This window comes from Dehalococcoidia bacterium (assembly GCA_028711995.1).
Classification (GTDB): domain Bacteria; phylum Chloroflexota; class Dehalococcoidia; order SZUA-161; family SpSt-899; genus JAQTRE01.
On sequence record JAQTRE010000079.1, the window covers coordinates 1 to 13,160 of the forward strand.

Genomic DNA, 13,160 nt, shown 5'->3' on the forward strand with positions numbered 1-13,160 from the left:
CCAAATAAGCCTCAATCACCTGTTCGTTGGATTGTATTTCTTTGGGAACACCTTCAGCGATTTTGGTACCGTGATCTATGACCACCAGGCGGTCGCAGATGTTCATCATCACCCGCATGTCATGATCGATAGCCAGCACGGTCAGCCCCTGATCTCTCAATTTCCGAATCACGGCAACGACTTTGTTGCTTTCCTCAGCGCTCAGGCCGCATACCGGCTCATCCAGAAACAAAAGCTTGGGATTGCCGGCAAGACACATAGCGATAGCCAGTATCCTCTGCGCTCCCGGAGGCAAGCTGGCGGCCGGCCTGGGCGCATACTCTGCAAGCCCCAAAGTCTCCAGTATTCCCATGGCTTTAGCTTGAGAAGCCTTCAACTCCCTGTTCACCTTTACCCGCAAAAACTGGCTGTCGATAATGCCGCTCCTCTCGTGCACGTGGCAACCGTACACCACGCTCTCCAGAGTGGTAGCCGATATAAACGACTGTGTCTGTTGAAACGTACGCGCAATACCCATCGTCGCAATCTTCCATGGGGGCAGCTTATGTATGGGAGTGCCATTGAAGAGTATCTCGCCCGCTGAGGGTTTATAAACCCCTGACAAGACGTTGATAGTAGTGGTCTTGCCTGAACCGTTGGGGCCGATCAAGCCGATGATCTCTTGGGACCGAATGACAAAACTCAGATCATTCACAGCCCTTAACCCACCGAAGTCTTTGGTGATGTTTTTTACGTCAAGAATGTTTTCTGAATTCATGATAACCAGAGCTCAAAGCGATATTGCTGCCAGTATATTCGTACACGATGTTGATGTGCCCCCCGTAAACCGGTCCAAGTCTAATGTTAGACTTGGACTGAGAATAAAGGGGGGCACATCAAGCGGGCTTGAAGCGTTTGGCGACGTCCTCGGCTACCAAACGGCCGCTCTTGATGGCAGCCAGAGAACACCACCAACCCTCGGGGGCAGAGCGATCTCCCGCGGCGTACAAGCCATATACCGGAGTCTTTATGGACAGGTTGCCTCTCCCGGGAATGTTTCCGGTGACGCCCCAGTCTCCCTGAGCAACCCTGATCTTGATCAGCTTTACATCATTGTCAAAACCGGGCATGTTCTGCCGCAAGTCCTCCAGGGCCAGCGTCACCTCCCTCCTGATATCATAAGGGGGAATGACCGAGGCCGGAACGCAGGCCGCTTCCAGAAGATGCTTGCCCTTTGGCGACATCTCCGGACACAAGGAACTGAAATCAAGGATCATAAAGGCTCGCTTGTACTCGGTGAAGCAATAACAGGAAGACCCTTCGAGCTGGGGCAGCTGTTTGTCGGAAGCAAACTCAAAACAGATCATTGGCGATCCCATGATGTTCCGCACATCCTTCAGATAGCCAGGGCCAAAATGCTCCTCACCTGCCAATTCCACCGTTTTGCGCGGCGGGGCGTTGCTAATCACCGTCTTGGCCACGATCTCGATCGGCTCGCTATCCTTCTGCACCACTACGCCGGTGACCGCCCCATCCTTCACATTGATCTTTATTGCCGGGGAACGTGTCCACACGTCTCCTCCCATCCGCTTGATGGCTCCCACCAGCGCATCGGAGAACTGGCCACACCCTCTGGGTGGATAAGCCCAAGTCATCGTGGCCCCCTGGGTGATCTGACGGAAGAATTCACCGGCAGGCAGTTCATAGCTATTCACTCCGATGCCACAGGTGAGAAAGTGGAATAACTTTAAGACTAGGGCGTTATCGGTGTACTGTCGGGCCCAGTCATCCATGGACATAGAGTAGGACGGTTCGGCCCATGTGATGGCCTTCATCCACGCCGAAAACACCCGATCCGCCTCTGCGTCGTCCCGGGCGGCTGCGCCGATGATGGCCTGCCACATCCGTTTGGGAGGAGCGGTGAAGTCCTTCCCCCTGATGCGAAATTTGAATACCGGATCGGGAACGCGAAGTTCCAGCTCGGCGCCAACCTCCCGACAAAGCGCCCCGTGAATCCCATCGCCGATCATGGCCGCTCCGGTGTTGAGCCTGAAGCCATGGTGATCGAGCGTCTGGCATCGCCCTCCATAAAACGGCAGCTTCTCCACCACCTGGACGTTATATCCCTTCTTCAACAGCAAAGAGGCCGCTGTGGTGCCTCCAATGCCGCTTCCAATAACGGCGACATCACATTTGACCTGTTTCATTATTTCACCTCCGCGATGGCATCCATGGGACAGGTGCCGACACACTCAAGACACTCCGTGCAAGAATCCCTGTTTATCTCAATCACTCCATACCCTTCCAGAGCATCGACGGGACAAAATGCCGAGCAGATATTGCAGCCGATACACTTTTCCTGATCAACTACGACCATTCTCTTTCCTCCTTAAGAAATCCTATTCTTCAATCTTGAGTTCCCACTGGCAGCAGATGTTGTCCTTGCTTTTTGGAGGCGGCATCTTCAGAAGGGCTATCTTAATTTTTGGGATTGATCATGTTCCCTGAAAGTGACTCCCCATGCCGCCAACAGTGGAACCCCACGGGCTCACGCCCGTGGCACCTTGGGGAACAAGCCCTACCTATCGGCATTCACCCACGGGCTTACGTCCGTGGTCCTCTGCCAGCCTCAATAGAAGATACTCCGGAGTATCCCCAGTTCTGCCAGCGCCTGATTCTTCTGCCCAGCCGTGGTCTCAGCCCGATCCAGAACCGAGTTCTTCTCCACGACGATACTCATCCGTTGGTACCGTTATGGCCTTCCAGCGGCGGAATGGCTGTTTTTTGAGCCGATCCCACTAAGAATCAGACCCTGCTTCACAGTGGGCTGATTCTATTGTCGTAATCTCATTTCGCTGATTGACAACATAGCCGATAGAAGATCAACTATCACACAACAGTCTTTGGAGCTATTCTGTTACCGGGACAAGCACCCCATCTTTGAAGAGCACCATTTGTCCCACGTTATTGTGAGTGCCGTCAGCGTTGATATGGAACGATCCTCCCGGTGCGTCCTCCCAGACAAAGTTCCCCGAACGGACCGCTTTCTGGATATCCTCAGGCTTGTCCGATCCCGCCATCTCGATGGCCTTCAATCCTACCCAGATGGTTTGATACATAACAATATCGCCTGATGTAGGGCGTTCACTGTATTGTGCCTTCCATGCGTCTTCAAACACTTTGGACCCAGGAAAAGGGAGCCCGGGCATCCACAGAATCCAATGGTATGTGCCGTCCGCTCCCTTTTCGTTCAATGCCGGCCCGCTGGATGTTACGCTGTTGCTCACAAACTTGATATCTCCCCAGCCACCCAGTCCAGGTATCTGCTTAAAGACGTTAACATAAAACGTGTCAGCTCCGCCGTCTCCAATTAGCACATCGGGGTTCTTCTGCCTGATGCCGGTAAGCAATGACGAGAAGTCGGTGGTGTTGACCTCGGGGTATTGCTCATACACAACCTTTACACCGGCAGCTTCCAACCTTTGCTTGATTAGAGAACTGCGGGCGCGTATGTCTTGCATGTTCGCCATAAGCAGTCCTACCGTTTCGGGCTTAAACTCTTTCAAGACGAAATCTGACACCATCGTGGCGATATCAGTGGCGTTCGTATAGGCGCAGCGTATGGTGTATGGCCTATTGCTCAGGTCTACAGGGGTAGAACCTACGCTGAACAGCGGCACTTTCGTCTCTTCCGCGACATCGGATGTCGCTGTAAGAGCGGCTGCGGTCGCCCCGCCAATGAAGACTGCCGAAACACCTTGCAGCACCAGCTTCTTGTAGCCCGCTACGGCATCGGCTACTTGAGTGTTATCATCTTGCTTGTACCACTTGACAGGCCTCATCACTCCATCAACATTAAGGCCTCCCCTGTCCGCCAGCTGTTTGTCGATAATCTTAAGCACTCGATCAACAAGATTACCTGCTTTGGCTGCCGCCCCTGACCATGAGGTCAGAATCCCAATGTTCACCGGCTCTTTGGAGATAGTCGGAGTGGTTGTTGCTGGTGTCGTCACGGCTGGAGCGGTCTTCACTGGAGTCGTTGCCGACGAAGTGGTAACTGGTGGCGTTGGCGTTTCGTCATCATCGCCGCAGGCCGCCAGAACGGGTATCATCAGGATCAGAATCAGGAACAATATTACAGATTTATTCCAGAAGCTAAGTTTTTCTAGTGACATGTGGACCCCTCCTTTTTCAATAATACTAAGCCTCGACACGTGATACCTTTTTAGGTCTATAATCACCCCCTCTGCTCGCAAGCCGCTTAAGTGTTGCTTCTAGCCTCGACGTCGACTTAATTTCTGATGCTTCCATGACTGCCAAGCTCGATCACCTCCCAACCCTCCAGTCGATTTCACAACATCGATACATTTTCATGCACTTGTGGATGTTCTGATTCATTCGAGCACTTCACGCCATCTCCGCACAGAAATGCATACATTGCCCACTTCAGATCACCTCTGCATCTTTCAGCCTGCTTATTTCATCCCAACTGTAGCCCAGTACATTTTGAAGCACCTCTTCGGTATGCTCGCCAAACTCCGGCCCGGGCAACCTGATCGATGCCGGGGAGCGGCTGAAATGCATGGGAAACCCTACCAAATTGACCTTTCCCCAAGCGGGATGATCATACTCAACAACATAGTCATTCGCCCATACCTGAGGGTCTTTTAATACCTCTGGGAAGTTATTGACTGCCTCGTATACCAGGTCTCCGGTGCTCCTGAGAATATCGAGCCATTCTGCCCTTGTCTTGGTGGCAAAGGCTTTATCCATGATAGCGATACACGACGTCGCGTTCTTGCTTCGGACATCCATATTCTCAAACTGGGGATCTTTTTCGATATGCTCCAGCCCCAAAGCTCGACACAGATCGGCCCAGTATCTATCTGCTTGAAGACCCGCCAGCATGATCCATTTGTCATCCTTGCACTTGTAGTAGTTCCAGAGGGGGTTAGGGATGTTACTCCGATCCGGTCGTGTCATCTGCTGTCCCAAAAGCGTGTTAAAGTCGATATGCATGCCCAGCAGATGAATCATGCCGCCAAGCAAGGAAGTTTCTATCTCCTGCCCTATTCCCGTCCTCTCCCGATGCAAAAGAGCCGCGACAATCGCGAAGGCTGTCATGATCGCACCGATGCGGTCGGACGGCGCGCCTTGAGTGAGCACAGGCGGCATCCACGACTCTCCATTGGCGTACATCATCCCTGAGCGAGCTTGCCCGGTGATATCATAGGAGGTCTTATCTTGATCCGGGCCCTTTGATCCAAAGGCGGATGCCGTGGCATATATCAGGCGTGGATTGTATTTGGAAAGGGTGCCATAATCTATCCCCAGTCGCGCCAGACCGCTTTTTCGTTTGTTGTGCACCACTACGTCCGATTTCTCCACCAGCTCGTACAGGATTCGCTTTCCCTCCGCTTTCTCCAGATCGAGGGTAATGGATTTCTTGTTCCGGTTGCAGTGTTCAAAAAACCAATTACGCCCCCCTATTCCGGTGGTTGCCCTCTGAGCAGACATCATACCGCGAGAAGCGTCACCTGTTACCCTGTCTTCAATTTTGATAACATCGGCCCCCAAGTCACCCAACGTAGCTGCAGCTCCAGGCCCAAGTAGCCAGTGACCTAAATCCAGAACCCGAATTCCCTCTAGAATCATCGACATGGCAATTTCCTCCCTCGCCTATTCTTCGATTTTGAGTTCCCACTGGCAACAGACATCGTCCTTACTCGCTTACTCGCGCGAGGCGGTAGCTTCAGGGGGGTTATCTTGATCGTGGGGTTAATCAAATAGTTCTTGAAAAGTACCGGCTCGGTAATGTGACACACGTGATGGATTCGCTCCGGGCATTTCTCCTCGAAGTACTCCAAAGACCGGCATCTCTTCATCGTCTGGATACCGTTATTCGGCTCTTGATCTCAAACTCCGGCCTGAAGAGCCCGTGGATGGTGTTGTCCAGCGGCAACTGAAACGCTTTGAGGCTGTCTACCACGGTGTTTAGTTCGATTCCGGCCAGCTCAGCGTATCTGGGGTTGACCCTTCGGCTCATGGCTCCCCAGGCATCTGTTTCACATTCGTTGGCCACTTCAGGGTCGCATCGCTTGTTAATGGCGGCCCTCCATTCTTCCGTCATTTAAAGCCAAGCCTATTACCATCCTTCCATCAGCCTGAGCAGGAACTCCTTTGAAAAATCTTCATGCTTCAGATCGGGATTGAACGGGCCGCTCAAATCTTCCAGCTCCGGATTAGTCCTCTTTCGTCTGGTTTCTGCCATTGGTCTCCTTCGTTTAGTTTCATGTTCGGGAAAATGAACTTCAGTGGATCTGCATCAGATTCTCTGCTCGGTCCGGTCTATGATCTCCTCCTGAATAAGGGGGTCCAGTTGAACGAAGAAAGCGCTGTACCCGGCCACCCGGACTATCAGGTTCTTGTACTCTTCGGGATGCTGCTGGGCATCTCGCAAGGTTTCGCTGTCCACCACGTTGAACTGCACATGATATCCGCCCAGATCCATCAGGGTTTTCACCAGCATCAACAGCTTTCTCATCCCCTGTCTGTCTGCCACCGCGGTCGGGTGGAGTTTCATGTTCAGCAGGTTGCCGTCATACTTCATCGGGTCCAGCACCTTGGCTGCCGATTTAATCAGAGCGGTAGGCCCGTTCTTGTCGGTCCCGGGATAGGCAGAGGTGATACCGTCGGCAAAGGGTTGCAGGGACTTTCTGCCGTTAGGCAGCGCGCCGCAGTAGTGCCCGAACAGGCGATGAAGGGAAACGCTGACCGCTTCCGGCCGGCCGTCATCGGTATTCACATGGGACTTGTAGATAATGGCCATCTTGTAGAAGAGGTCGAACCAGTCCTTGGTGATCTGATCCACATAGTCATCGTCATTGCCATATTTGGGGGCGTCGATCATCATCTTGCGAATGGTGTCATATCCCTTAAAGTCAGCCTTCAAGGCATCGATCACCTGCTTCATGGTGAGCTTCTTATCCTCGAATACCAGCTTTTTGATGGCTGCCAGGGAATTAGCCAGATCCACAGTCCCCACCGGCAGCTGGGTGTCAAAGGAATACCTCGATCCGCCCTCCAGCAGGTTCATCCCCTTCTCGATACAATCGTCCACCAGGCAGGAACAGAAGGGCGATGGCAGGTATTGCGAATTCAGACTGAGAGATGCGATATCCATCTCGCGTCCCAGACGTCCCAGATACTCCAGATGGCGCCAGACTGCTTCATGCAACTCTTCATAGGTTTGGAACTTTGTCGGATCGCCCGTCTTGAGGCTGTGCTGCACTCCGGTCAACGGATTGACGCCATTATTCAGCGCCAGTTCCAGCATCTTGGGCAGGCTGATCAAGGTCTCCCAGTCGCCGTTTATTTTGCCGACTATGCCTGACTGGGTGCAAGCGACAATGGCAAAGTCGCGCGCTTCTTCCACGGAGCACTTGTAGCGATCCATGTTGCGCTGGACGCAAAGGTCGGAATTGACGAACGCCGGCTTGCCGATGCCCAGCCTGATATTCTCAGCGCATTTCATCAGCAGCTCTTCGGGAAGCCTGTTGTGCCAGATGCAAACCAGGCTGGGTTGGATCATCCTGACCTGAGCATCCGCTTCCAGGATGAGGTAATCCAGCTCGGTGGTGGCATCGGTCCCGTCTATTTTAACTCCCCCGATGCTGATATTCTGCCCCAGATGATTGGGAGCAGCCAGAGCGGCGTTGTCACCAGGCTGGTGAAGAGCGAGTTCAGACATCTTGATGAAGAACAGCTCGATCAGCTCTACGGCTTCCTCGTCGGTGATTTTCCCTTCCTGTTTATCCTTGAGAGGGAAGGGGTTCAGATACTGCCCGATCCTTCCCGGGGACATCCCGATCTGTGCGACCTCTGCCCACATGGCAGCATGGGTGAACCATAAGGATTGTACAGCGTCGCGGAAATCCCGGGCCGGCTTGGCGGGTACCCGGCGACATCTCTCGGCGATCCCAATGAGTTCCTTTTTTCGCGACTCATCGGTCTCGCTTTGAGCCATCTGCTCGGCCAGATCGGCATACCGGTTGGCCCAGGCGATAACCGCCTCGAGACTGATCCGGGCCGCCTTCAGAAACTCAATCCGGTGAATTTCCTGGACGTAGGCTGCGGGTATCCTTTCCAATCTCTGGCGAACATCCTCCAGTAGGCCCTCAAGCCCTCTATTAATCACTCTGGCATTATCCACGACAATGTATCCGATAGGTACAAAGGCGCTGTCCAGAATCGAGCATTCTCTCACGATTTCAGGCCGGGTCAATCCCGGATGCATATCGGCGAAGACCTCGTTAACCTTATCCACCATGCATCGGCCATTGAAGTACGTTCTTGCCTCGCGTATGAGGGTCCAGTCTTCATCGTTCAGCTTGGGTTGCAGACTGCCAAACTGGCTGTTGTGGTCTTTCTTCGTGAACCAGTTGGCTGCCCATTCCGGATAGGGATTGACTCCCCGTCGATACTGGGTCGGGTTCCCCACGATGGGATTTTCGTCGATCTGCAGGGTCATTCCCTTAAGGTATTTATCCAGAACCATCGCGCGTCTGATGATCGGGGCTCTTCCCTCCGTTTCTCTGTATGCCTCCAGAACAAACCGCAGCCGCTCTGTAGATAGCTTGACAGGCGCTTCATGGAAGCTTTCCTTCAGCCTTTTCACCCGGTCACTCAGTTTTGCTTGTACATCAAGTTGATATATCATGGTTCCTCCCTTCACCTGTCGGATTCCATCTTTGGATAGAATCCGAGTCGCTACACTAACTCACTTTTTAAAGGAGCCAAAGAGGACCGCATTCCAGCAGCAAGATCGTTTCCAATTCCACTGACATTTAACGCATTTTTGTAATCATTAGCCCTATTATATTATATTTATGTCATCTGTCAAGCGTTTCATGGCGCTACATCTGCGCAATATATAGTTATTATTGCATTATTGCAATTTGGAGAAATCTGACATAAAATCAGCCATGCACCCGCCAATCAAATCGTGGTGTTTGTTGCGCTTTTTGATCGGGTCCCTTATCATATATTGCTATAATTCAGGAAGTGCATATGGGAGAACGAGGTACGAACCCAATCCTCGATGAAATTGATCTGATGCTCATCAGAGAGCTGGAGACGAACGCCAGAAAAACTTATCTGGAACTGGGTGCCAGATTGGGATTAAACCATGTCACCGTGAGCCGGCGATTACAGCGCCTTATGGAGGAAGGCATGGTATCTTTTGTCACTATGGCCGATCACATCACCCTGGGATACTTCACACAGGCAACGCTGAGAATCAATGCCCGTCCAGGTAAGGTTGATGCCGTGGCAGCTCAATTGGCGTCTTTTCGGGACGTGCAGTTGCTCATCGGCACTGCGGGGCGTTATGATTTGATGGCCACAATTATGATTCGAGATCTGGATGATTTGCTGGACTTTGTTCAAGGGGAAGTGGAACGGATTCCGGATGTCACTAACGTGCATACCGTTTTGGTCATCAAGAGGTTCAAATATGGCTGGTCCCATACAGGAGGCAAGAACTGTACTGTCAGAGACAAAGCGGCGTCTTTCAGCCTGGATGCATTGGACCGATCCCTTATTGGAGAGCTGGAATTGCAGCCCAGGGAAACGATTTCTCAACTGGCCAAAACCCTTAGGGTAAGCCGAACCACTGTCAGCCGGAAACTGCAGGCGCTGTTTGATGAGGAAGTCATCTGGATCAGATGCGTACCGGACCTTTGGTCTTTGGGCTATCGAATCTGGACCATACTCCAGCTGAAAGTCGCCTCCTCCTGCCTTAATGATGTGGTGGAAAAACTGAGTGGCTATTCAAATATCACCCACATTGTGATGACCACAGGCGAGTTCCAGTTGACGACATCAGCCATATTTAGAGACCGGGAGGACATGCACTGTTTCCTGTCGAACGATTTGAGCATCATTCCCGGTGTGACACAGACGGAATTTATCCTGATTACCAAGCATTACAAACGTTCTTTTCAACTGGCTTCCCAGGGCGGATCAAAAGCCAGATGATCCAAAGCGTAATATATCCGCCACTTAAGAAAGTTCTCATCTCGCCGAAAGAACGGGGAGGTCAATAAGGGTCACATGTTCAATGTTGCCGAAACCTGTGCACCGGAGAACAAGGTGCAATTGTTGACTGATGTCTGCACTGAACCGAATGTAGTCTCCGATGATGAATTCGTGGCCGCCCGGTTGCCGGGAATAAAGGAGCGAACCGGGGTTGAGGAGATGATCACGGATGCCAACTACACCGGTGAGAATTCGGAGAAGGTATGCAGACAAGAGAACGTCGTCCTCATCCCCACCGAAGTCAAAGGTCGTCGGGAGCCGGGAGCCGGAAGACCAGCTTTCATTGACCGATTTTTATTTTGAGGGTAACGCCGTCGTTTCCTGTCCGCAAGGGCATGCCCCGATAGAACAGATAGACAAACCGGAATCGGGCCGTCATGTTGTTCGTTTTGATAAAGCGGTGTGCAGCGCCTGTCCCATGGTGGAAGTCTGTCCCGTTCGTTGTAGCAGACGATTCTATTCCCTTTCCTTCATGGATCGCCAGGTCCTGCTGACAGAGAGGCGCCGACAACTGAGCCAGGAAGGCTATCGGAGCAAATGTCGCTTGAGATCGGCAATCGAGGGAACGGTCAGTCAGTTCAAACGGAGAATGCGCAACGGAAAACTGAGGATTAGAGGGCTTTCCCGGGTGCGCAACGGCATCATCCTGATGGCCATCGGCATCAACTTCGGCAGACTCTGGACCTATCTGACTAAGGCCGATGCCGCGATACCGCTCTTTTCAGCCTTCGTCATCCTGTTGGCGTTTGTCCTGGCGCTCAACTTGGTCCGTCAGTCAAGCCATGCGTCTGCCAAGGCTTGGTCAGCAACATCAGGATGATTTGATCGGAACTTCGGCAGCAGCCTTTTTGCGGTGACGCCATGATTGGAATAGCTGCAAGTCGAACCAAAAGCCGAAATCAAACATCACAGTAATTCCATGAACAAGGGCTGATAAGAAAAAGGGGGAATCATGAACAAGGACAGGCGGATTGCAGTACTGGGAACTGGGGCAATTGGAGGAACGATAGGAGCCTTTGAAGTGCCCCCAATTACAGTATCAGTGGTAGAGTTAGAACCAGGACTACCCAGCGGATAGCGAAGGGAGACGGTGGACGATATTTCAGGGAGCAGCGCGACCTATTCTGATTATACTCGTTTCTCTAATAATCAATCAAACCCAAATCCTTCTGGCATGCCTGAATTTTTGACTTCTGTGGCTACACCGGAGGTGTTCCCTTTTTGGAGAAACAGAACAGATACCCCCCCTTGGCGGGGGGGGAAAAACCTGCTTGATGGGAGATTCCCTGACTATTGACTTGCGAGCCTGAACGAGCCGTGGGACTTGCCCACTTGAGTCATTGTTTCATGATCAACAACACCTGGGATGTTGCCAAGGTCGTTTGTCAGAAAATGATACATGTCATCGTCACTCGGAAAAGCCATGTAAGCAACCAAGTTAAAACTTCCCGTGATTACTGCCACATGCATCACTCTCCAATCTGCGGCAAGGGCATCAGACACAACGAAAATCAGTTCAAGTTTCACCTTCATGAACACAAAGACAGGTCCAGTCAAACCCAGCACCGACGGATTGGCGACGGCAATTACCCTTACCACCTTCTCCCCGAGGAGTCTTTGGAGTCTTCTGGTGGCCGTTTGTCGACTCACACCTATTCTCTTCCCTAGGACACCGATATTCACCCTAGGGTTCAACTCAAGTTCTCTAATCATCGCCATGTCTGATTCATCAAGACAACGCAATCTTGCTTCCCGGCGACCAGAGGCATCACCTAACAGTCCGATGTGGTAATATTTGACCTCTTGCAGAACAGTCATTACCTCCACCGTTGCTATTTGACGCACTCGGCTCAGTCTGTTACTCATCCACACAAGCAAATTCTGATCATCCTTGAATAGAGCGGTCGTCACTATGTCATAACGCCCTGTGGTCAGGGTAACTGTCTGAATGTTCTCGCAGCCTTCAAGTTCGCGTGCGGCCTCCAGCGCTTTTCCGGTCTGTGCTTTAAGACCCAGTATCGCTTTGAGGTGAAATCCTAAATACCAGGGATCAACCAGCGTAACGAAATCAATCACCTTGGCAGCGACCATCTTCCGGAGCCTGCTGGCTACGGTTGTTGGATTCGTGCTGAGTTTGGCAGAAAGATCCCGGGTGGATTGCCTCGCATCGGCTGTCAGTTCCCTAGCCAGCATCTGTTCGAGATCACCAAGTTCCGTGCTTGCAGACATAGTTTTCATGCGTATCTCTTCCTCCTCCAACATTCTATCATCCTATGACCGAATCTGTTTTCGCGTTCAACGACGGCAAAGGGGCCGTGTTCGGGCCCGTCACTCGATTATGCAAATATGCTTAAGCCGATACGAGCACGAACTACAGGCCTGTTATGGCTGCGCCCTGACAGGGCAGTATCGACTCCGACTTTGACTTCCCCGTTTGCCTGTGATCGGCAGCGTGTGCATCCACCCACGACAATGACACGTACTCGAACTTTTGCAAACACCGAGAGAAACGTGTATCGCCAATAGGTAGTCGCTTTGTCAGGAGCCACTACCCCAACACAGGCGGCACATATCACTCTCGCGCTTGTACGACAATTATTACACAAATGACTCACTTTGTAAATATTTCTGGTACATATGCAAAATATAGTGCTGTATATATTGACATATGTAAAACGATGGTGTAAAATGCGACCATCTTCCTCCAGTGATCCCAGCATGTTCGAATGCCAACCCAGCAGGAATCGACTTCAGTCCCTCTTGGCCACGAGCATTGACCTGTTGATCATGGCGAGGAAGCACAGAGGCGAATGCTACTCTGAATGATGGCGACATCATGAAAGTGCTCAGCGCCGTGGACAAAAGAGGTCAGAGAAGACAGCCAACAGTACAATAGGAGGGTTCAATTTCATAATGACGGTCGCGAGGCTAGGCTTGGAGAACAAAACCGTTCTGGTTGTGGGAGGCGGGGGGATCAATAATCAGGGTATCGGGCCCAGTACCTGCCGGCTTTTTGCTGAGGCTGGCGCTAACATCGCTGCTGTTGACCTGGAAACAGACCGGGCGGAGGCGATTGCGGAAGA

Annotated in this window: 12 protein-coding genes; 3 read left to right on the forward strand and 9 right to left on the reverse strand. The window is 52.0% G+C overall.

Annotation, left to right across the window (positions count from 1 at the left end; all coding sequences use genetic code 11):
- From PHV74_10680 to PHV74_10715, 8 genes are all read right to left on the reverse strand, one after another.
- Positions 1 to 757: ABC transporter ATP-binding protein (locus PHV74_10680; protein MDD5094827.1), on the reverse strand; the 757-nt coding region annotated here is incomplete at its 3' end.
- A 118-nt stretch (positions 758 to 875) separates the two neighbouring features.
- Positions 876 to 2,186, reverse strand: coding sequence for an NAD(P)/FAD-dependent oxidoreductase (locus tag PHV74_10685; GenBank protein MDD5094828.1), 1,311 nt, complete (start codon positions 2,184 to 2,186; stop codon positions 876 to 878).
- Entirely contained in the window at positions 2,186 to 2,356 is a 171-nt protein-coding gene (locus tag PHV74_10690) for a 4Fe-4S binding protein (GenBank protein MDD5094829.1), read from the reverse strand. Before PHV74_10690 ends, PHV74_10685 begins: the two co-directional genes overlap by 1 nt.
- A gap of 532 nt (positions 2,357 to 2,888) precedes the next feature.
- Positions 2,889 to 4,154 carry an ABC transporter substrate-binding protein gene (locus PHV74_10695; protein ID MDD5094830.1) on the reverse strand — a complete coding sequence of 422 codons (1,266 nt, stop codon included), beginning with the start codon at positions 4,152 to 4,154 and terminating at the stop codon, positions 2,889 to 2,891.
- 271 nt (positions 4,155 to 4,425) lie between these two features.
- The gene (locus PHV74_10700) at positions 4,426 to 5,640 is read right to left on the reverse strand and encodes a CoA transferase (protein MDD5094831.1); all 1,215 of its coding nucleotides are present in this window, start codon (positions 5,638 to 5,640) and stop codon (positions 4,426 to 4,428) included.
- Positions 5,641 to 5,860: 220 nt separating this feature from the next.
- On the reverse strand, positions 5,861 to 6,109 hold the full coding sequence (locus PHV74_10705; GenBank protein ID MDD5094832.1) for a hypothetical protein: 249 nt from the start codon (positions 6,107 to 6,109) through the stop codon (positions 5,861 to 5,863).
- Positions 6,110 to 6,124: 15 nt separating this feature from the next.
- Positions 6,125 to 6,250, reverse strand: coding sequence for a hypothetical protein (locus tag PHV74_10710; protein ID MDD5094833.1), 126 nt, complete (start codon positions 6,248 to 6,250; stop codon positions 6,125 to 6,127).
- 54 nt (positions 6,251 to 6,304) lie between these two features.
- Positions 6,305 to 8,698: a pyruvate formate lyase family protein gene (locus PHV74_10715; protein ID MDD5094834.1), complete on the reverse strand. Its 2,394-nt coding sequence runs from the start codon at positions 8,696 to 8,698 to the stop codon at positions 6,305 to 6,307.
- 350 nt (positions 8,699 to 9,048) lie between these two features.
- Between PHV74_10715 and PHV74_10720 the strand changes: the two genes are divergently transcribed.
- From PHV74_10720 to PHV74_10730, 3 genes are all read left to right on the forward strand, one after another.
- A complete protein-coding gene (locus tag PHV74_10720; protein MDD5094835.1) occupies positions 9,049 to 10,017 on the forward strand; it encodes an Lrp/AsnC family transcriptional regulator in 969 nt (322 codons plus the stop codon).
- 75 nt (positions 10,018 to 10,092) lie between these two features.
- Complete coding sequence (locus PHV74_10725; protein MDD5094836.1) at positions 10,093 to 10,380, forward strand: hypothetical protein; 288 nt, start codon at positions 10,093 to 10,095, stop codon at positions 10,378 to 10,380.
- Entirely contained in the window at positions 10,361 to 10,897 is a 537-nt protein-coding gene (locus PHV74_10730) for a transposase (GenBank protein ID MDD5094837.1), read from the forward strand. The genes PHV74_10725 and PHV74_10730 overlap by 20 nt, the downstream gene beginning before the upstream one ends.
- A gap of 470 nt (positions 10,898 to 11,367) precedes the next feature.
- Here PHV74_10730 and PHV74_10735 read toward each other — a convergent pair whose 3' ends face one another.
- On the reverse strand, positions 11,368 to 12,339 hold the full coding sequence (locus PHV74_10735) for an Lrp/AsnC family transcriptional regulator (protein ID MDD5094838.1): 972 nt from the start codon (positions 12,337 to 12,339) through the stop codon (positions 11,368 to 11,370).
- Positions 12,340 to 13,160 lie beyond the last annotated feature (821 nt).